At 72.4% G+C, this 20276-nt stretch carries 14 protein-coding genes; 10 read left to right on the forward strand and 4 right to left on the reverse strand.

Annotated elements, in window-relative coordinates; translation table 11 throughout:
- Nucleotides 1-135 precede the first annotated feature (135 nt).
- From WMF43_RS46105 to WMF43_RS46150, 10 genes are all read left to right on the forward strand, one after another.
- A complete protein-coding gene (locus WMF43_RS46105) occupies nucleotides 136-2391 on the forward strand; it encodes a carboxypeptidase-like regulatory domain-containing protein (RefSeq protein WP_437675021.1) in 2256 nt (751 codons plus the stop codon).
- 291 nt (nucleotides 2392-2682) lie between these two features.
- Nucleotides 2683-3186, forward strand: a complete 504-nt coding sequence (locus WMF43_RS46110) for a DUF1801 domain-containing protein (protein WP_437675023.1) — start codon at nucleotides 2683-2685, stop codon at nucleotides 3184-3186.
- 315 nt (nucleotides 3187-3501) lie between these two features.
- Nucleotides 3502-5046, forward strand: coding sequence for an IMP dehydrogenase (locus WMF43_RS46115; RefSeq protein WP_437675025.1), 1545 nt, complete (start codon nucleotides 3502-3504; stop codon nucleotides 5044-5046).
- Nucleotides 5047-5163: 117 nt separating this feature from the next.
- A complete protein-coding gene (locus WMF43_RS46120; RefSeq protein ID WP_437675027.1) occupies nucleotides 5164-5631 on the forward strand; it encodes a DoxX family protein in 468 nt (155 codons plus the stop codon).
- A gap of 153 nt (nucleotides 5632-5784) precedes the next feature.
- Nucleotides 5785-7194: an MATE family efflux transporter gene (locus tag WMF43_RS46125; protein WP_437675029.1), complete on the forward strand. Its 1410-nt coding sequence runs from the start codon at nucleotides 5785-5787 to the stop codon at nucleotides 7192-7194.
- 371 nt (nucleotides 7195-7565) lie between these two features.
- Complete coding sequence (locus WMF43_RS46130; RefSeq protein WP_437675031.1) at nucleotides 7566-9569, forward strand: CHAT domain-containing protein; 2004 nt, start codon at nucleotides 7566-7568, stop codon at nucleotides 9567-9569.
- Nucleotides 9566-11320: an nSTAND1 domain-containing NTPase gene (locus WMF43_RS46135; RefSeq protein WP_437675033.1), complete on the forward strand. Its 1755-nt coding sequence runs from the start codon at nucleotides 9566-9568 to the stop codon at nucleotides 11318-11320. Before WMF43_RS46130 ends, WMF43_RS46135 begins: the two co-directional genes overlap by 4 nt.
- Nucleotides 11320-12387 carry a tetratricopeptide repeat protein gene (locus WMF43_RS46140; protein WP_437675035.1) on the forward strand — a complete coding sequence of 356 codons (1068 nt, stop codon included), beginning with the start codon at nucleotides 11320-11322 and terminating at the stop codon, nucleotides 12385-12387. Before WMF43_RS46135 ends, WMF43_RS46140 begins: the two co-directional genes overlap by 1 nt.
- A gap of 83 nt (nucleotides 12388-12470) precedes the next feature.
- The gene (locus tag WMF43_RS46145) at nucleotides 12471-14894 is read left to right on the forward strand and encodes a DUF4215 domain-containing protein (RefSeq protein ID WP_437675037.1); all 2424 of its coding nucleotides are present in this window, start codon (nucleotides 12471-12473) and stop codon (nucleotides 14892-14894) included.
- A gap of 110 nt (nucleotides 14895-15004) precedes the next feature.
- Nucleotides 15005-16702, forward strand: a complete 1698-nt coding sequence (locus WMF43_RS46150; protein WP_437675038.1) for a hypothetical protein — start codon at nucleotides 15005-15007, stop codon at nucleotides 16700-16702.
- Between the two features lie 41 nt (nucleotides 16703-16743).
- Here WMF43_RS46150 and WMF43_RS46155 read toward each other — a convergent pair whose 3' ends face one another.
- From WMF43_RS46155 to WMF43_RS46170, 4 genes are all read right to left on the reverse strand, one after another.
- Nucleotides 16744-17871 carry a hypothetical protein gene (locus tag WMF43_RS46155; RefSeq protein WP_437675040.1) on the reverse strand — a complete coding sequence of 376 codons (1128 nt, stop codon included), beginning with the start codon at nucleotides 17869-17871 and terminating at the stop codon, nucleotides 16744-16746.
- A 9-nt stretch (nucleotides 17872-17880) separates the two neighbouring features.
- The gene (locus WMF43_RS46160) at nucleotides 17881-18468 is read right to left on the reverse strand and encodes a superoxide dismutase (protein WP_437675042.1); all 588 of its coding nucleotides are present in this window, start codon (nucleotides 18466-18468) and stop codon (nucleotides 17881-17883) included.
- A gap of 77 nt (nucleotides 18469-18545) precedes the next feature.
- The gene (locus WMF43_RS46165) at nucleotides 18546-19358 is read right to left on the reverse strand and encodes an alpha/beta hydrolase family protein (protein WP_437675044.1); all 813 of its coding nucleotides are present in this window, start codon (nucleotides 19356-19358) and stop codon (nucleotides 18546-18548) included.
- A 69-nt stretch (nucleotides 19359-19427) separates the two neighbouring features.
- Nucleotides 19428-20063, reverse strand: a complete 636-nt coding sequence (locus WMF43_RS46170; protein WP_437675046.1) for a Dps family protein — start codon at nucleotides 20061-20063, stop codon at nucleotides 19428-19430.
- Nucleotides 20064-20276: the final 213 nt, after the last annotated feature.

Raw genomic sequence — 20276 nt, forward strand, 5'->3', positions numbered from 1 at the left:
AGCGAGGCGAGCTCTGCGGAGAGCAACACCGCCTCAACCACCGAGAGGTGCCCGGCCGCGCGCTCGACACGCCATCGAGCCGGGTCTACCGTATCGACCGTCCCCGTGACGCGAGCAGCATCGCGACCCCTGAGCGTGCTCCGAGCGCCCGTGCTCCCCGCGGCGCTCGCCGCCTGCCTGCTCGCCGCCGCGTGCTCCGGAGGACCGCCGCCGCACTCCGGCCAGGGCGGCGCCGGCGAGGGCGGCGCCGCCTCGAGCGCCGCCGCGACCACCTACGTGAGCGCCATCGCCACGGGCTTCGGCGGCGAGCCCGAGGAGCTGCCCCGCACCTTCACGGTGACCGGCGTGATCACCGACGGCTCGGCGCCGCTCGAAGGCGCCATGGTGATGCAGGGCGGCGGAGAGCCCGCCCTGGTGACCGGCCCGGACGGCGCGTTCTCCATCGAGCTCACGCGCGATATCCCGGGCCAGCCCACCGTGGTCGCCGCGAAGATCGGGTATCGCACGGACGGCATCGAGATCGAGTCCCTCCCCGCGGCGCCGGTGGAGATCTCCCTGCGTCGCGTGGACGCGCCGGACAACACGCGCGGCTACACCTACGGAGATCCGGGCACGGGCGACGCCTCCGCCGACAACACGACGCGGGTCTGCGGCCACTGCCACACGACGCTCGTGGCCCAGTTCCTCACGTCCGGGCACGCGCGGGCGACCAGGAACCCGCTGCTCCAGGCCCTCTACGCCGGGGTCTCGCTCGCGCACGCCGACGAGCGCTCGTGCGCGGCCGCGGGCGGGCGCTGGAAGGCCGGCCGCGTCCCGGGCAGCGCCGCGGAGGCCGCCATGAGGTGTTATCTCGGCACCGGCGTGCTGCCGGACCTCAACCCGTCGTGCGGCGGAGAGGGGCAGCGCTCGTGCGACGACCCCGCGCTGCCCGCGGCGTCGCGCCCGGCGGCGTTCGGGGCGTGCGCCGATTGCCACGCGGCGGGGCTCGACGGCCCCGCGGGCGGGCGCGATCTGCTGGAGGCCACCGGCGTCGCGTTCGAGAACGGCGACCACTGCGACCCCTGCCATAAAGTCCGCGACGTCGACCTGACCAGGGCGCCCGGGGTCGCCGGCGCGCTGATCCTCCAGCGCCCGCGCGAGCGGCTCGCGGACAACCCGCTCGGCAGGATCGAGCAGGTGATGTTCGGCCCGCGCCCGGACGTGCCGAACAGGTTCATGGGAGGGAGCTACCAGCCCAAGTACTCGACCTCGGCGTACTGCGGCGGCTGCCACGAGCAGAAGCAGCCGGCGCTCCTGCCGGGCGCGGCGCTCGACCCGGACCGCTGGCCGGACGGGCTGCCGATCCACGAGACGTTCTCCGAGTGGGCCGCGAGCTCCTGGAACCGCCCGGACGCGCAGTGCCAGTCGTGCCACATGCCCGAGATCACGTGGCTGAAGAGCAGCGTGGACGTGACCGACGAGGCCCACGCCGGCATCACGGCCGGCTTCCTGCGCGCGCCGGGGACGATCCTGTCGCACACGTTCCGCGGCCCGCTCGAGGGCGCTCCGCGGCTCGTCGCGAGCGCGCTCGCGGCGCACATCGAGGGCGCCGCGGCGCGCTCGGGCGAGCTCGTGGTCTCGGTGCGCCTGCAGAGCGACCTCGCGGGGCACGCGGTCCCCACGGGAGAGCCGATGCGCGCGGTCGTGCTCCTCGTCGCCGCGGAGGCCTGCGGCGCGCCCATGGCGCCGTCGAGCGGCATGACCGTGCACGACACGGGCGGCGCGCTCGCGGAGGGGCGGCTGGGCCGCGGGGCGAGCCTCGCCGGCGCGCAGCTCGCGTGGCCGGAGGGCGCGGCCCGCGCGGCGCCGGGGGACGTGGTGCGGATCGTCCGCCCGACCGGCGTTTACGACGATTACACGGGCGTCGGCCGCTTCGCGGACCCCCTGCTCGACGCCGCCGACAAGGGCCTCGAGATCCACGCGCCGGTCGGCGAGGCCGTCGTGGTCGCCGCGGACGGCGGCGGGATCACCCTGAGCCGCGCGATCCCGGCGCAGGACGGCGACGTGCTCTACCTCGGCACGCCCGTGGGCGCGCCGCCGGCCGACGACCAGCCCGCGGCCGCGCTCGCCGGCGCCGCGGGCTACACCTTCGCCAAGGTGCTCGTCGATCCGTCGGGCGCGCGGCACGCGCCGCAGCACCGCGCCGTCGACATCGCCAGCGACAACCGCATCGCGCCGGGCGGCAGCGCGGTGACCTCGCACGGCTTCGCGATCCCCGCGGGCTGCGGCGAGGCCAAGGTCACGGCGACGGTGCTCTACCGGCCCGTCCCGCTCGCCCTGGCGCGCGAGCGCGGGCTCGCCGCGCGCGATTACCTGACGGCCCGGGCCACCCTCACAGTGCCGCTCGACTGAGCAACGAGGGGCGGCTCGCCCCGGGACCGGCAGATCGACGCCGTGAAGCGCTGTCGCGAGCCGCGGCAGGCGCTCAATACCACCCCACAGGGCGCACCGATCGCGGCGCTCGTTGTGCTGACAGCCGAGCTGCTCCCAGCCGCGGACGCACATGGGATTTGGCCCTGCGAGGTTGCACGCCGACAGCGTGTCGAAGGCGCCCTCGTTGCGCCGCCATCCCGCGAACGCCGACTGTGTTCCCATGACCGCGCCCATTGACATCGAATGTTTGGAGCAGGCATACGGTCGGTCGTGACGCGCACCCCCGGAAAGCAGAGCAAGCCGCGCGCGAGGACGCAGAAGGGCTCGTCGGCCGAGCGCGAGGCCGGCGGGGCGCCCGGAGTGAAGGCGGCGCCCCTCGAGCCGGGCGGCGCGCAGGTGCACCCGGACGTGATCGCGTTCCTGCGCGCGCTGGATCACCCGCGGAAGCGGGAGATCGAGGCCGTCCGGCAGATCATCCTCGGCGTGAGCCCCGAGATCCGCGAGGAGATCAAGTGGAACGCGCCGAGCTTCCGGACGACGGATCACTTCGCGACCTTCAACCTGCGCACGAAGGATCACGTCCGGCTCATCCTCCACCGCGGAGCCAAGGTGAAGGACACCGCGGCGAAGGGGCTCGAGATCGCGGATCCGGCGGGCCTGCTGGAGTGGCTCGCCAAGGACCGCTGCCTCGTGACGCTCGGCGACGCGAAGGACGTCGAGGCCAAGCGGGCGGCGCTGGAGGCCGTCCTGCGCGCGTGGATCGCATCGATGTAGCGCCGGCGACGCGCTGCGCGCAGGTCGGCCCGTGAAGGGCACCTTCGAGGCCACCATGGGCGCGCGTCTGAACCGACCCGCCGAGCGGATTCGCGGCACCTTCTCGCTCCCTCGCGCGCCCGACCGCCACGCGCCGTGACCGCGCCGCCGCGGCGCCGAGGGAGCCGCGCGGCCGCGGCGGGACGCGGCGCCGCCCAACCGAGGCCAGCGGCGCGGCCGCGGAGATCCTGGACGAGCCCACCATGTAGGCGTGCGGCGTACGGCGCCTAACCTGGTCGCGTTTGACAGGCCGGGGAGCCCGCACTACTAGCCGACATGGCATTCATCTACGATGAGCCGAGCAGGACCTTCGGCGAGTACCTGCTCGTCCCGAACCTGACGACGAAAGACTGCATCCCGGCCAACGTGGACCTCACGGCCCCCGTCGTCCGGTTCAAGGCCGATCCGAGCGCGATGCCGCCGGACCCGAGGCAGTCGCCGCTCACGATCAGCGTCCCCGTCACCAGCGCCATGATGCAGTCGGTCTCGGGCGCCGAGCTCGCGATCGCGCTCGCGCGCTGCGGCGGGCTGTCCTTCGTGTACGGCTCGCAGGGCATCGAGGAAGAGGCCGCCATGGTGCGGCGCGTGAAGAACTACAAGGCCGGGTTCGTCGTGAGCGACTCGAACCTGCGGCCGGACGCGACCCTGGCCGACGTGCTCGAGCTGACCGACCGCACCGGCCACTCCACGATCGCCATCACCGAGGACGGCACGCCGACGGGCAGGTTCGCCGGCATCATCACGAGCCGCGACTACCGGCTCGGCAAGACGCCGCTCAGCACGCCCGTGCGCGAGATCATGACGCCGTTCAAGTCGATCCACTGCGGCAGGGTCGGCATCGACCTGCAGCAGGCCAACGAGCTCATCTGGCAACATAAGCTCAACACCCTGCCCGTGATCGACGAGCGGCAGCACCTGCAATACCTGGTGTTCCGCAAGGACTACGAGTCGCACCAGGCGCACCCGCTCGAGAACGTCGACCGCGAGAAGCGGCTCATCGTCGGGGCCGGCATCAACTCGCGCGACCACGCCGAGCGCGTGCCGGCGCTGATGGACGCGGGCGCCGACGTGCTCTGCATCGACTCGTCGGACGGCTACTCGGAGTGGCAGCGCGACACGATCGCCTACGTGAAGTCGAACTACAAACACGGCTACATCGGCGCCGGCAACGTGGTCGATCGCGAGGGGTTCCTCTACCTGGTCGAGGCCGGCGCCGACTTCGTCAAGGTCGGCATCGGCGGCGGCTCGATCTGCATCACGCGCGAGCAGAAGGGCATCGGCCGCGGCCAGGCGTCGGCGGTGATCGAGGTGGCCAAGGCGCGCGACGAGTACTTCCAGAAGACCGGCGTCTACGTGCCGATCTGCTCCGACGGCGGCATCAGCCAGGACTACCACATCACGATCGCGCTCGCGATGGGCGCCGACTTCATCATGATGGGCCGCTACTTCGCGCGCTTCGACGAGGCGCCCGGCCGCAAGGTCCGCGTGAACAACCAGTTCATGAAGGAGTACTGGGGCGAGGGGAGCAACCGCGCGCGCAACTGGCAGCGCTACGACCACGGCGACAGCAGCAAGAAGAAGGATCAGCTCGAGTTCGAGGAAGGCGTCGACAGCTACGTGCCGTACGCCGGCAAGCTGAAGGACAACCTCGACGTCACGCTCGCCAAGGTGCGCTCGACGATGTGCAACTGCGGCGCGCTCACGCTGCGCGACCTGTACATGCGCGCGCGCCTGACCGTCGCCTCCGCGGTCAGCATCCACGAGGGCGGCGTCCACGACGTGATGCTGAAGGACACGCGCAGCAACCCGCGCGAGCCCTGAGCCCCGGCCCCTCGCCTCGGCAGCGGGCCCTCTCACGGCCGGCGGCGTCACGCAGTCCGCCGTGAGCAAGGCCCCGGGTAGGTGGATGGAGGTCAGCCCCTCGGGTACCCTGCGGCCATGAGCGCCGCGCCCCGCCCTGACCTGCTCCGCCGGATCGCCGAGACGAGAGCCCCCGCGCCGACGGTCCTGATCCGCCTCGCCGTGGGCAGCGTCTTCCTGTCCGAGGGGATCCAGAAGTTCCTCTTCGCGGCCGAGCTCGGCGCCGGCCGCTTCGCCAAGATCGGCCTGCCCGCGCCGGAGGTGCTCGGCCCCTTCGTCGGCGCCGTCGAGATCCTCTGCGGGACGCTCGTCCTGCTCGGCCTCGCGACGCGCCTCGCGGCCGTGCCGCTCCTCGCCGTCATGCTCGTCGCCCTCGCGACGACGAAGCTCCCGATCCTCATGAAGCGCGGGCTCTGGGCCATGGCGCACGAGTCGCGCACGGACTGGGCGATGCTGCTCGGGGCGCTGTTCCTGCTGCTCGTCGGGGCCGGTCCCCTGTCGCTCGACGCGCGGCTCGCCCCGAAGGCGACCGACCGCGCGGGGTGAGCGGCACGCGCGCGACGGCTGAGCTGGTCGAGCCGGCGCGCTCGCCGGCGCCCCGTCCGCACGAGCGGCGCGTCAGCCCCGGATCCAACGGGCCTCGTGCTGGCCACGATCGGGCGATGCGGTAGATCGTCGCCGGCAGGTGACGTGTACCGAGTGAGGGAAGACGCGGCGCTGGCGGCGCAGGTGTGGCGGCTCGCCTGGCCCGCGATCGCCCACATGCTGCTGCTCACGCTCGTGTTCCTGGTCGGGCGCGGGATGGTCGGGCGCCACTCCACGACCGCGCTCGCCGCCATGCAGCTGTGCGGGCCGCTCACCTGGACGATCGTCTCGGTCTTCACCGCCACGTCCGCCGGCACGCTCGCCGTGGTGGCGCGCGCCGTGGGCGCGGGCGACCGCGCGCTCGCGGCCGCGGCGGCGCGCACGTCGCTGCTCTTCGCGCTGGCGGTCGGGGCGGCGGTCGCGCTGCCGCTGCTCGCCGCCTGCGGCCCGCTCCTGCGCGCGCTCTTCCCCGAGGCCGGCGCGGAGGTCGTCGCGCAGGCGATGGCGTACCTCGACGTCGTGCTGCCGGCGCTGCCGCTCGCGTTCGTCGTGGCGGTCGCGACGTCGGCGCTGCAGGGCGCCGGCGACACGAAGACGCCGCTCGTCGTGGCCACGATCGGCAACCTCGTGAACGTGGCGGTGAGCGCCGTGCTCATCTTCGGCTACCTGGGCCTGCCCGCGCTCGGCGTGCGCGGCGCGGCCGCCGGCGCGGCGAGCACCATGGTGGCCGAGGCGGCGCTGCTCACCGCGGCGCTCCTGTCGCGCGCGAGCCCGCTGCCCCTGCGCGCGGCGCCGGACACCGCCGCGGCCCGCGACGCGCACGCCGGCCGGAGCGCCGAAAGGAGCGCCGAAAGGAGCGCCGCCAGGAAGGAAAGCGCCGCGGCGCTCGCGCGTGTCCTCCGGGTCGCGGCGCCGGCGTTCGCCGAGCGCTCCGTCTACCACGCCGGCTACATGGGGTTCGTCGCCATCATCGGGCTGCTGGGCGGCGCGGCGATGGCCGCGAACCAGGCGCTCATCGCCATCGAGTCCGTCTGCTTCCTCTCCGCGGACGGGTTCGGCATCGCCGCCGGGGCGCTCATGGCGCAGCGCCTCGGCGCGCAGCGGCCGCGCGACGCCGCGCGGGCCGGGCTCATCGCGGCCCTCATGGCGATCGCGGCCCTCTCCGCCTTCGGCGCCCTGTTCGCGTTCGCCCCGCGCCCGCTCCTGCTCGCGTTCTCGAGCGACCCCGAGCTGCTCGCGCTCGGGGAGCGCGCGCTCCCCGTGGCCGCCGTGGCGCAGCCGTTCATGGCGTTCGCGACCGTGATGGGCATGGGGCTCCGGGGCGCCGGCGACACCCGCACCGTGCTCGCGGTGACGCTCGTGTGCTCGCTGCTCGTGCGGCTCGGGGGGACATGGCTGTTCGCGATCACCCTCGGCCACGGGCTCGTCGGCGTGTGGATGGGCAGCACCGCCGACTGGATCTGCCGCAGCGCGCTGCTCGCGATCGCCTATGCGCGCGGGCGCTGGCGGGGAGTCGCCGTCTGAGCCGCTCCGGGTGACGGGCGGAGATGCAGAGAGGGCGGCGGGCAACCTCGATGTGCTCGCCGGCGAGAACAATTGATCTCCTGCGAGGGAGAGGGGCAGTCGGGCGAACGTGCCTGACGGCCGTGTTTGCCAGGAGAAGGCGGCGACGGCGCTGCGGTCTCCTGGCGCACACATCGTCCTACACATCGTGACGAATACCGGACCCACGCGATTACAACCGCGAGGAGCGCGGCCGTCGTGGTCCGTCCGGAGCTCGGTATCGCTGCGCCCGATACACGCGGGGCTCGTACAGGGTCACGGGATCGCGGCGCCGTCCTGAGCGCCCGTATCGCAGGCGAGCGGCTGGCCCGCGGCGTGCTGGTGGGGGCAACATGATGTGGCTAGAGCTCGAGCTGGACACCAGCAGTCAAGGCGTCCGCGTCAGCGCGCGCGGCAGCCGCGGCGAGCGGCCCGCTGCGCGCACGCTGCTCCCGGAGCACGGAATCGACGCCCTCCAGGTGTTCGCCAGCAAGGTGGGACGCGCGGTCCGGGGAGGAAAGCCGCTCGACCCTGCCGCCGTGAATGACGCCCAGGCGCTCCACGGCGAGCTCATTGACGGCGAGCTGCGGGACGTCCTCGTCCGGCTCGGCGAGGCGGCGAAGGAGACGAGAGAGAAGCGGCTGCTCGTGCGCCTCTTCGCCCGCGGCCGCGCGCTCCAGGTCATGCCCTGGGAAGCGCTCTGCCGCCCGGGCACCTCCGAGGGGTTTCTGGGGACAGACCCCCGGATCCTGCTCGCCCGCGGCGTCGACTCCTCGGAGCCCTGGGAGCCGCGCGAGGTCCGCGGCGCCGTCCGCGTCCTCGCCATTGCGCCCGGCGCCCACGAGCACGCCCTCGTCGCGCTGAGGGAGGCGCTCGCGCCGTCCATCGAGTCGGGCGACGTCGAATGGCTGGACCCCATCGCCGGCCCCGACATCAGCCCGCGTGTCCTCTTCGACCGGCTCCGGCGGGGCAAGACCCCCCACGTCGTCCACTTCCTCGGCCACGGCGGCGTGGACCCCTCGGGCAAGCCGGTGCTGCGCATGGCGGACGAGGACGGGGAGGAGGTCTGGGTCACCGCCGAGGCGCTCGGGCGGGAGCTCGGCGCTAGCTTCTGCGAGGAGCTGCGCCTCGTGGTGCTCGAGGCGTGCGAGGGCGCCAAGGACGGCGCGCTCGGCAGCGCCGCCGAGATCCTGGCGAGGGCGGGCGCGGACGCGGTCGTGGCGCACCTCTGGCCGGTGCAGGCCGACGTGGCGCGCGCCTGCTCGTCCGAGATCTACCGCGCGCTCACGGCCGCCGACCGGACGTGCGGCGACATCGGCGCCGCCGTGGCCGCGGCGCGCAGGACGCTGCTCGCGACGAGCGCGGAGGCGTTCTCGCCCGTCCTGTACCTCCGCGGCTCGGACTCGGTGATCTTCAACTTCGCGCGCCGGCGCGTCTCGAAGCCGGCCACGACGCCGGGACCGAGGCGCATCGCGCCCGCCCTCCAGGGCCTGCTCGAGGACGCCTTCACGATGGTCTTCGGGGACTTCGACGACGATCGCGCCGCGCTCCGGCAGGACATCACGAGCTTCATGCGGGAGAACGGCGACGCGCGGACCGAGGGCCTGTCGCTGAGCACGCTGACCCAGCGCTGCGTGCTCCTCTTCGGCCACGACGTCCTCCAGTGGCTCTTCCAGAAATCGCTCACGCAGCTGCCGCCGGCCGAGCTCCCGCCGCTCATCGAGGCGCTCGCGCGCTTCATCCGGCCCGGCGTGCACGTCACGCTCCTCTGGCGGCCGCACCTCGAGCGCGCGGTCGCGGCGCAGCACCCGGATCGCACGGTGTACGCGATCCAGCCCTCCAGCATGAGCTCGAGCGGAAAGCCGCTCGTCGTCAAGCGCGCCGCCGGGTCCGCCTCGTGGAAGATGGAGCTGCTCCTGCCGAAGCGCTTCGACCTCGACAACGAGATCGTCGTGCTCCGCCTCTACGGGGGTTACTCCGCCGAGGCCGAGCACATCTTCTCGCCGCCCATCCTCACCGACGACGATCACATCCACGGCCTGCTCGGCGCGGAGGGGCTGCGGCCGCCCACGTGGATGGAGGAGCTCCTCGCGCGGCCCAGGATCCAGCCGGGGCTCTTCCTCGGGCTGTCCATCCTCGACTGGCGCCACCGGATGCTGCTGCGCTGGCTCTACGACCAGCGCCCCGCGCCCAAGGACAGCCTGGCCATCCTGACGCCCGACGCCGAGCCCGGCGAGGTGCAGATCTGGAAGAACGGCGGCGGGTTGCCCGGCGCCGCCCGCATCGCGGCGATCACCGAGAACCCGGCGCAGCTCGCGCAGGTGCTCGCGGAGTTCGATCCGGCGGAGGCGCCGTGAGCCCCCTCGTCACGAACCCATTTCCCGGGCCGAGGCCGTACCGCGCCTCGGATCGGGGGCGGTTCTACGGGCGCGAGGAGATCTCCTACCGCCTGCAGGGCCGCCTGCTCGCGAGCCGGTGTGTCACCGTCTACGGCCCCTCGGGCGCGGGCAAGTCTTCCCTGATGCAGGCGTCGGTCATCCCCGCGCTCGTCGACGCGCAGGACATCTCCGTCGCGCGGGTCGACGCGTGGCCCGAGGACGAGGAGCCGACGCGCTGGCTCGTCCAGGCGGTGTACGTGGATCTCGACCTGGGCGAGCCGCCCGAGGGCGTGTCGGCGGAGGACGCCTTGCTCGCGGCGGCGCGGCGCGCGGCGCGCAGATCGTCGCGGATCACGCTCCTTTACCTGGATCAGATCGAGCAGCTCCTCTATGCGAGCCGGAGCGTCGAGGCGTGCGAGGCGTTCTTCGACAGCCTGAACCGCCTGGTCGAGCTCCCGCTCCGCAACCTGCGCGTCGCGCTCTCGCTGCGCGAGGACTACCTCGGGCGGCTCCGCGACCGGCTGCGCGACCACCGCCGCCTGCTCGATCACGGCTTCCGCGTGGGGCCGCTCTCCGTCGGCGAGCTCTCCGCCGCGGTCTGCCGGGCGGCGGCCGCGGGGGAGCCGCCGCAGGCGTGGGGGCTCGAGGAGCTGCTCGCGCTGATGCTCCAGGTGCGCGTGCCCGGCCAGGCGGCGACGGAGGAGGCCGAGGCGCAGTCGGCGTACGCGCAGGTGGTCTGCCGCGCGCTCTTCCAGCGGCGCGCCCAGGGCGGCGGCGCGGCCGGCGAGGTCGAGGCCGAGCCGATCCTGCGGGGCTACCTCGAGGCGACGCTCGACGCGCTGGGCCCGCTGCGGGGCTCGGCACAGCGCCTGCTGGAGGACCACCTCGTGACCGCGGACGGCAGCCGGACGCTGCGCACGGAGAGGGAGCTCCTGCGGGTCATCCCCGAGGAGGAGCTCTCGCCGATCCTCGAGGCCCTGGAGGGCGCGGCCATCCTCCACGCCGAGGAGCACCAGGGCAGCCGGTACTTCGAGATCGGCCACGACTGGCTCGCGCGGCGGGTGTCCGAGCAGCGGCAGCAGCGCGAGCGCGAGGAGGAGCAGCGGCGCCGCGAGGAGGAGCAGCGGCGCGAGCTCCTGCGCCAGCGCGAGGCGTCGGAGGCGAGGCTCGCGAAGGAGCGCGCGCAGCGGCGCCGGCTGGTCCTCATCGCGGCGGCGTCGGTGGCGCTCGCCGCGGGCGCCGCCGGGGTGGGGCTCTGGGCGATGCAGAAGGAGAGCGTCGCGGTCGAGGCGCGCGACGAAGCCGAGCGGCAGGCGGAGCGGGCCCGTCGGCTGGGGAACGAGGCGCTCGAGGCGCAGCGGGAAGCGGAGGAGCAGAAGCGGGTCGCCGAGGAGCAGAAGGGCGTCGCCGACGAGCAGCGGCGGATCGCCGAGGAGCAGACGCGGGTCGCCGAGGCGGAGGCCACGTCGGCCCTCATGGCGGAGGCGGTGGCGCGCGACGCCGAGGAGCAGGCGCGTCTCGCCGAGACGCAGGCGCGTGTCGCCGAGACGCAGGCCCGGCAGGCCGCGCAGCAGGCGCAGGCGGCCGAGCGGCAGGCGCGGGACGCCCGGGACCAGGCCCGGCAGGCTGCGGACGAGGAGCGCCGCGCCAAGGAGAGGCTGGAGAAGTACATCGAGCAGACGATCGGGCCGCTCCCGCCCGATCTGGATTCGAAGGGAGAGGGGGGGTGATGCGCTTGACCAGCAGACAGGGTGTCGGACGCGCGGGGCTCGGGCTGGACCTGCTCCTGGGCGCGTTGCTGCTCGGCGCGAGCGCGGCGCCCGCGCACGCCGAGCCACCGCCGGAGCCGCGGTCGCAGCCCGAGGCGCAGCCGCGGCCCGAGGCGCAGCCGCGGACAAGGCCGTGGTACGAGGGCGTGTCGGCGGAGCGCCAGCGGAAGGCACAGCAGCTCTATGACGAGGCGCGGGAGCTGCACCGGGGCTTGTCGCTCGCGGCCGCGAGGGCGAAGTACGAGGAGGCGCTGGCCTACTGGGAGCACCCGGAGCTGCGGCTCTACCTCGGGAGGTTGCTCAAGTACATCGGGCTGCCGCTCCTGGCCTACGAGAACCTGCAGAAGGCGCTGCAATGGGGCCCTGGCGCGCTCGACCCGGAGCGCGAGGCCGAGGCTCACGCGTTGATGAAGGCGCTCATGCAGGAGGATCTCGCCACCATCGAGATCCGCTGCGACGAGCCGGGCGCCGCGGTGTTCCTCAACGGCAAGCCGTGGTTCGTCGGCCCTGACACCGAGCGGCAGCAGGTCCTCCCCGGCGAGCACATCGTGACGGCGAAGAAGGAGGGGTATTACCTGGTCGTGAGGCCTGTCGTGGTGTTTGCAGGCAAGCGGGCCTCGGGGAATATCCAGCTCAGCGTGGACACCACGTTGACCGAGCGCCGGTGGGAGGCGTGGTGGGCGCCGTGGGCGGTGGTCGGAGGGGGCGCGGCGCTGGGGTTGCTCGGCGGCGGGCTCGCGTGGCAGGCGAGCGCGCACCACGACGAGGCGGCGCGGGAGCTCCAGCGCCGCTGCGGGCCGGTTTGCTCGGCGAGCGACGCCGACGAGTACGACCAGAGCCTTCTGGAGAACCGGGTCGCGATCGGCTCGCTCATCGCGGGGGGAGCGGCCCTGACCGCGGGCGCGACCCTGGTTTACATCAACCGGCCGCGGTCGCGCCGGACGGAGAACCAGAGCGAGGTCACGATCGAGCTTGGGCCAGCGGTGTCGGTCAGCGCAGCGGGCCTGTCGGCGCGTCTCTCGTTCTGATGCGGGCGGGTCGCCTGGCACGGCGCGGGCGTGAGGGCGGCGGGACAATCCCCCGGCGACGGGGCAGGAGCGAGGGTGAGGAGATGATGCCGAGTCCGAGGTCATCCGTGCAGGCGAGGGGGAGCGGCGCGGGCCGCCGCCCGGCGGGAGGTGTGTTTCGTCATGCCGGGGCGGCCCTGCTGGTGCTCGCCCTGGCCGTCGCCGTCGTGGCATGCCTGCAGCGGGGAGGGACGCCGTGCGGCGCGAGTTATTGCCCCGACGGCTACGTGTGCGACGCGACCGGGGGTGAGCTCCGGTGCCGGAGCTGCGGCAACGGCGTCGTCGACGAGGCCGTCGGGGAGGTGTGCGACGACGGGAACATCGAGGAGGGCGACGGCTGCAGCGCCGACTGCCGGTCCGACAGGCGCTGCGGCAACGGCACCATCGACACGATCCGCGGCGAGGTGTGCGACGACGGGAACATCGAGGAGGGCGACGGCTGCAGCGCCGACTGCCGGTCCGACGAGACGTGCGGCAACGGCATCGTCGACGTGGCCCTCGGCGAGCAGTGCGATTGCGGCGACGACGACGGCGATCCCATCGGAGCGCGCTGCGCAGGGCGGCGAAACTCGGAGGACGGCGGCTACTGCCGCGACGACTGCGTCGCGCACTGCGGCGACGCGCAGGTGTCGCTGGAGGAGGTCTGCGATCGGGAATCGCCGGTCTACGCCTCCTGCACGGACCTGAGCTACGACTTCGGCCGCCCCGGCTGCGCCGGAGCGTGCGACAGCTTGACGACGGAGCCATGCGGGTTCTGGGGCTGGCGCGCGCAAGAGTCCGGGACGAGCCTTGATTTGAACGCTGTCTGGGGCACCGGGCTTGATCCTCGGGACATCTTTGCTGTTGGTGCTGAGGGCGCGATCGTGCGCTACGACGGTCTGCGCTGGCATAGCATCGACCTGGACGTATCGGTCGATTTTTTTGGTGTGTGGGGCAGCGGTCCTCGGGATGTCTTTGCTGTCGGCTCCGGTGGCACGATCGTGCACTACGACGGCGAGCGCTGGCAGAGAATGGAGCTGGACATAGAGTTGGACGTATCGGTCGACTTTTTTGGTGTGTGGGGCAGCGACCCTCGGAACGTCTTTGCTGTCGGTTCTGGCGGCGTGATTGTGCACTACGACGGCGAGCGCTGGCAGCGCTTGGAGTCGAGCACAGCGTACGATCTGTTCGGCGTGTGGGGCAGCGGCCCTCAGGATGTCTTTGCCGTTGGTTCTAACGGTACGATCGCGCACTTCGACGGCGACGCCTGGACGAGCATAGAGATGCGCTTATCACTGTCTCTACATGGCGTGTGGGGTAGCGGTGCTCAGGATGTCTATGCAGTCGGCGTCGAGGGAGTGACCTGGCACTACGATGGCGAGGACTGGAAGAGATTGTCCGTGGGCATAGGGCAATCTTTGTATGGCGTGTGGGGTAGCGGTCCTGAGAACCTCTTTGCCGTCGGTGATCGCGGAGGGATCGTGCACTACGACGGACGGATCTGGCAGCGCATCGATATAGGCATGTCGGACACCCTGCGCGGCGTGTGGGGGAGCGGCCCTCATTCTCAGGATGTCTTTGCCGTCGGCTCAGCGGGCACGATTGTGCACTACGACGGCCAGCGCTTAGAGACGATCGCTTCCAACATCTCCCCACCCTGGTCTGGCGTGTGGGGCAGCGACCCTCGGAACGTCTTTGCTGTCAGCTCCGCCGGCGCGATCGCGCGCTACGACGGCCAGCGCTTGGAGATCATGGACCCGGGCATATCGGCAGATTGGTATGGCGTGTGGGGCAGCGGTCCTGACGATGTCTTTGTCGTCGGTACCCGCGGCATCATCGTGCACTACGATGGTCAGCGCTGGCAGCGTATCCTGACGGGCGCGGGCGCACCGATAACAACGGAAGATTTGCTTGGCGTGTGGGGCAGCGGTCCTGACGATGTCTTTGCCGTCGGTACCGGCGGCATCATCGTGCACTACGATGGCCAGCGCTGGCAAGTCCTGGAGTCGGGCACACAGGTCGATCTGTCCGGCGTGTGGGGCAGCGGTGCTCAGGACGTCTTCGCCGTCGGTTCTGAAGGCGTGATCGTGCACTACGATGGCCAGCGCTGGCAGGTCCTGGAGTCGGGCACAGAGTTCGATCTGTCCGGCGTGTGGGGCAGCGGTGCTCAGGACGTCTTCGCCGTCGGTTCTGAAGGCGTGATCGTGCACTACGATGGCCAGCGCTGGCAGAGAATGGACTCGGGCACATCGGCCGATCTGCTTAGCGTGTGGGGAACCGGTCCTCAGGACGCCTTCGCCGTCGGCTCCCGCGGCTCATTCCTTCACTTCGACGGCATCTCGTGGCTGCGGCTCAATTCCACGACCACGGATTCTCTCAACGGGATCTGGGGTCAAGCGGGCTCCTCGTTCATCGTCGGCGTCCACATGTCGGACGACAACCCCAGCGGGATAATCCTCCGCCACACCCGCACGGGACTGACGCAGTAGCCCCGGGCGTGGGCTGGGTGCCTCGATTGGGATCACGCCTAAGCACCTCATACGATTTTGACATGCCGCGTGCCGGCGGCAGCGGCGAGCGGAAAGGGGACGGTAGCGCCATGCAGACAGCGAATGATCTCCAGCTCCTCCTGACACCCTACGACGACACCGAGCCGGTCCTGAAGGACGGGCTCGCCGGCGGCGCGGCGGCGCAGCAGGACGCGGCGAGCGCGCCGGGCGCCCAGGCGGCGCACTTCTGGGAAGAGACGCACGACCCCGACGACCTCGTGGAGCAGCGCTGGGGCGTGATCGCGCCCGCGGGCGCCGCGGGGGACCGGCTGCTCGCGCTGATCCGGCCGCTCATCGACGCGCGGCGCGAGGCGCAGGGCGGCCACCCGGTGAAGATCTTCCGCGTGCCCCCCGGCATGCCCCCGGAGGACGCCGCCCGCTGGCGCAAGGAGCACTTCGACGCCAGCGTGGAGCTCACGCACGAGCTGCCGCGGTATCAGCTCCTCCTCGGCGATCTGCACGAGGTGCCGCTCGCCCTCCAGCAGCACCAGTCGACCGACGGCTTCGTCGGACGGCTGTGCTTCCGGGAGGAGCGCGCCTACGAGGCCTACGTGGCCAAGGTGCTCCGCTGGGAGAAGGCGCGCGCCGAGGCCGCCGCGAGCGCCAAGTTCTTCACCGTGCACGACGGCACCGCCGCGACGATGATGGGTTACCGGTCGCTGACGCGGCCGGCGATCGCGCAGCTCGCGAAGTACAAGCTCGACGCGGCGGATCTCGGGAGCCAGAGCCAGCCCTCTCCGGACGAGCTCCTCGGCGTGGTCAAGCGCCCGGAGCCGACGGTGCTGTTCACCGTCAGCCACGGCGCCGGCGCCCCGCGCGGCGGGTGGCGCGCCGCAGGCGACCAGCGCGACCTGCAAGGCGCGATGAGCTTCGGGAACGCGGGCAAGCTGACCGGCGGCGACCTCGGCGACGCCCCGTTCCTGCCGGGCGGCATCTGGTTCATGCTGGCGTGTTACGGCGCCGGGACGCCGGACGCGAGCGCGTACCGGCACTGGCTCGAGCGGCTCAGGCAGAGCCACCAGTTCCGCGGCCCGGCGGAATCGGTCCTCGCGGGGCTCCCCCCGAGCGGCCAGCGGCCGTTCATCGCCCGGCTGCCCCAGGCGGCGCTGGCCAACCCGAACGGGCCGCTCGCCGTCATGGGGCACATCGATCTGGCGTGGACCTACAGCTTCGAGGAGAGGGACACGGGCAGCGCGGTGTCGCGCCCCTCGAAGTTCGTGGACTTCGTCCGCACCGCGCTGAACGCGCGCCGGATCGGGAGCTCGTTCCGGGAGCTCCTGAAGGCGTCCCTCCTCACGAGCTTCGAGCTCAACGGCCTCTACGACAAGGCGGAGAGGGAGGGGGCCGCGCACGTGCCGGACGCCGCGCGGCTCGGTCACCTGTGGATGCTGCGGCAGGATCTCGCGGGCTACATCCTGCTCGGCGACCCGGCGGTGCGGCTCCCGGCGGCGCGCAGGCGCGCGCAGCGCGACGCGGATCACACGCCGGAGCCCGCGCCGCCCGAGATCCGATCGCACGGGGAGGACCACGCCGCGGCGCCGTCCGCCGGCGTCGACAGGCAGGCAGAGGAGGCGCCGAGGCTGCCGCCCACCATGGACGTCGACGACGTGGAGCGGGCCATCGGAAAGCTCCTCTCCGGCAGCCCGCTCAAGGCGGTGGCCATGGAGCACGACATCGACCCGGGGAAGCTGAGCGCGCTCAAGGAGCTCTACAGAAAGGCCGGGCGCGCCGCGCTGGGCGTGACGTGACGCGCGAGGGCGGGCGCGCGACACACGCCCGCCGCAGCGCCTCAGATCCCGGCCAGCGCCTCCTTCAGGCTCAGCTCTCCCTGCCGGGCGGCCTCCTCCGCCGGCGTGACGTCGCGCAGGAGCGCGCCGAGCCCCACGTCGCTCGCGCCGCCGAGCGCCGCGCCATCCGCGCCGCTGAACGCCGCGTGTTGCTCGTCGCCCAGGTCGCCGAGCGCCGGGAGCCGCAGCGCGCCGAGCGACTCCACATACCGCTTCTTGAGCGCCTCGGGGACGCGGCGGCGGTCCGCCTGGGTCAGCTCGGGCGCCTTGAGCGCCGCGGCGATCGCCTGCCGCAGGCTCGACTCGGCCCTGCCCCTGTCGCCCTCGCCCAGCGCGTCGAGCATCGCGGCGTACGGCTCGGCGATGGACTTCAGCTGATCCCAGTCGTCGCGCTCCGTGAAGAGCTCCAGGCGGAGGAGCATGTGGTCGAAGCCGGTGAGCGGGGCGCGGTCGCTCGCGTTGCCCGTGTACAGCCGATCGTCCACGACCCACAGGCTGTCCGGGCGGATCTGCCCGGCCGTGGCCCGGATCGCGGCGATGTAGGTCGAGCGGAGGTCGTCCGCGGCGCAGGACTCGAGGACGCCGAGGTGCAGGCGGCCGCCCGCGTCGCCGGACAGGAGCTCCTGGATGCCCTCGCCGAGCGGCGCGGCGAGCGCCAGGACCGAGGAGACCTGCGGCGCGGCGAGCAGCATGGAGAAGCTGCTCAGCGTCTTCAGGAACCCGCCGAGGTAGTTCTTGCCGGGCAGCGAGAGGAGGCCGGCCTGGATCGCGAGGGTGCCGCCCTGAAACGGCAGCGTGGGCGTGAGCAGCCGGTTGCGGCTGATGATGTTCGTCGCCCCCTCCTCGGCCTTGAGCGCGCTCGTGTCGGCGATGCGCGCGATCTCGAGCCCCGGCCTCCCGCCGAAGTCGAGCTGGATCACGCTGTGGACCGCCGGGATCAGCTCCTTCATCCATGCGATCTCCTTCGAGAGGTGCATGTCGGCGAGCCAGAGCCGGAAATAGTGCACGCCCGCCTTGGCCGGCGCAGGATCGACGGCCCGGCCGACGACGCGCGCCGGATCGACCCGCAGGTAGACGAAATGCTGCCGGTCCTTGTCGAAGCAGTCCTTGATCGCTGCCCAGCTCGCCATGCGCTCGCGTCACGCCGCGGCGCGGAGGTTCCTCGCCACGGAGTCCCAGCTCACGAGTCGGTCGAGGAACACCTCCAGGAAGCCCTGGCGGTTGTTGCGGTGATCGAGGTAGTACGCGTGCTCCCACACATCACACGTGAGCAGCGGCGTCGCGCCGGCCGTGAGCGGGTTCTCCGCGTTCGGCGTGTCGACGATCCTGCCCTTGCCGCCGTCGAGCACGAGCCACGCGTAGCCCGAGCCGAAGCGCGCGACGCCGGCCGCGATGAAGTCGCTGCGGAACCTGTCCCAGCCGCCGAGCCCCGCGACGAGGTCGCCCACGTCGCCGGAGGGGGGAGGGCCGCCGCCGTTCGGCCTCATGCCCTCCCAGAAGAACGTGTGATTCCAGACCTGAGCTGCGTTGTTGAACACCGCGCCCGAGCTCGTGCGCAGGAGCTCGACGAGGCTCTTCCCCGCCTCGGGCTTGCCCTCGATCAGGCTCTTGAGCTTCGTCATGTAGCCCTTGTGGTGCTTCTCGTAGTGGAACTCGAGCGTCTCCCGGCTCATGGCCGGCTCGAGCGCGTCCTTGGCGTACGGGAGCGGTGCCACCTCGAAGTCCATCGTGTCCTCCTTGTCTCGTTGCTGCGCGCCGCGAGGAGGCCCGCGCCCTTCGACTCTCGAACCCGCGGCGCGGCTCGTCAATCCGCGCGGGCGCGGCGCATTGACGTCTTCTTCGGTGCCGGCGTCGTCTTCTTCGGGGCTGACGTCGTCTTCTTCGGAGCCGGCGTCTTCTTCGGAGCCGGCGTCTCCGGGCGGACTCGGGCCTTCAGCCAGCCGTCGATCGCGAGGTCGATCTCCTCGAGCACGTCCTCCCTGGTCCGGCCCGCGGACTTGAGGAGCTCGAGCGAGTGGTCGCCGCCCTCGATGACGTGCAGGGTGGCCCGCTTGCCGAGGCGCTTCAGGACGGGCCGGAGGAGCGCGAGGTCGCAGAGCGGGTCACGCGTGCCCTGAAAGAAGAGCAGCGGCGCGGGGATCGCGGGGAGGTGCTCGTCGCGCAGCGGGGCGCGCTTGCCCGCGGGGTGGAGCGGATACCCGAGGAACAGGAGCCCGTCCGCGCGCACGCCGCGGGCCGCGAGCAGCGACGCGATCCGCCCGCCCATCGATTTGCCGCCGATCACCAGGCGCTCCGGCCTGTCCTCCAGCATCCGCGCGATCGCCGCCTCGTACGCCTTCTCGAGCAGCGGCGGCCGGTCGGGCGCCTTCCGGCCGAGCTCCTTGTAGACGAAGTTGAAGCGGAGCACGCTGTGCCCGCGCGCCGCAAGCCGCTCGGCGACGTCGACCAGGAGGGGAGCGTTCATGTCGGCGCCGGCGCCGTGGCCGAGCACCACGGCCACGCCGGAGCGCTTCGCCCGCGACCGCGGGGCGTGGATCACCCCCGATACAGGGCTGTTCTCGGCGATGGGAATGGAGACGGAGCGCTCGGCCATGAGGCCCGTCATGCCATGGACCACGGCCGCTCGTCGAGCCGCGCGCAGGCGGCGCGCCTGCGCGCCCCCGCGGACCGCGCCCGGACGCGCGGCTTACCGCGCCCGGACGAGCGGCGTGTCCACGAGGTGCTCGGACAGGAACCACACCTGCATCTCGTTGACGCGGACGACCTGGCTGACGAGCAGGTCGTCCGTGCCGTCGTCGCCGCGCTCCGCCGCCTTGCCGGCCGCCTCACGCGCCTCGATCAGGATCTGCTCGTGCGCCTCCAGCAGGCGCGATATCTGCACCGGCACCTCCTCGCGACCGCGCGGCGGCCGCTCGATGCGCGTCATCTCGGCCACGTCGTGCGGCATCGCGACGGCGATCCCGCCGAGCGTCTGCACCCGCTCGGCCACCTCGTCGACGAGCTTGGCCTGCTCCTCGTAATGCTTGTCGAGCAGGAGGTGCAGCGAGTAGAAGGTCGCGCCCGATACCTGCCAGTGGTGCTTCTTGTACAGATCGCGCAGGACCATCGTGTCGCTCAGGATCTGGTTGAGCGCCGCGACGCTCGCCGCGCGCACATCGTCGCTCAGCCCGAGCGGATAACGCGCCAGCGCCCCGTACGGCTGAATCTCCTCGCCGCGCTGGCGCAGGATGGGCTGCGCCTCGGGCTCTTTCCCGCCGTCTCCGGCCGTCTGCTGCCCGCCGTCGCCGGTCGGCTGCTGATGGAACCGAGTCATCGTCGCCATGTGCTCCTCCCCGCCAGGCCTTCTTCGCGTTCGAGGCGCGCGATGGCAACCCCTCGAGGCGCCGGACGGCGGCCGCGCGGGGATCCCAGTCCGACCACGCCCGGACGCCGGGCGGCGGCCGCGCGCGGATTCCAGTCAGACCACCCCCGGGCGCTGAACGACGCGACGGCGGGCTCGCTGGACGGGTCCGCGCCGGGGGCGAGCGCACGTGCA

Source organism: Sorangium sp. So ce131 (genome assembly GCF_051519095.1).
Lineage (GTDB): Bacteria > Myxococcota_A > Polyangia > Polyangiales > Polyangiaceae > Sorangium.

Coding starts and splice junctions, on each gene's coding strand:
- WMF43_RS46155 (WP_437675040.1), bottom strand. CDS start 17,871: ATGGCGAGCTGGGCAGCGATCAAGGACTGCTTCGACAAGGACCGGCAG.
- WMF43_RS46115 (WP_437675025.1), top strand. CDS start 3,502: ATGGCATTCATCTACGATGAGCCGAGCAGGACCTTCGGCGAGTACCTG.
- WMF43_RS46145 (WP_437675037.1), top strand. CDS start 12,471: ATGATGCCGAGTCCGAGGTCATCCGTGCAGGCGAGGGGGAGCGGCGCG.
- WMF43_RS46140 (WP_437675035.1), top strand. CDS start 11,320: ATGCGCTTGACCAGCAGACAGGGTGTCGGACGCGCGGGGCTCGGGCTG.
- WMF43_RS46170 (WP_437675046.1), bottom strand. CDS start 20,063: ATGGCGACGATGACTCGGTTCCATCAGCAGCCGACCGGCGACGGCGGG.
- WMF43_RS46160 (WP_437675042.1), bottom strand. CDS start 18,468: ATGGACTTCGAGGTGGCACCGCTCCCGTACGCCAAGGACGCGCTCGAG.
- WMF43_RS46120 (WP_437675027.1), top strand. CDS start 5,164: ATGAGCGCCGCGCCCCGCCCTGACCTGCTCCGCCGGATCGCCGAGACG.
- WMF43_RS46150 (WP_437675038.1), top strand. CDS start 15,005: ATGCAGACAGCGAATGATCTCCAGCTCCTCCTGACACCCTACGACGAC.
- WMF43_RS46130 (WP_437675031.1), top strand. CDS start 7,566: ATGATGTGGCTAGAGCTCGAGCTGGACACCAGCAGTCAAGGCGTCCGC.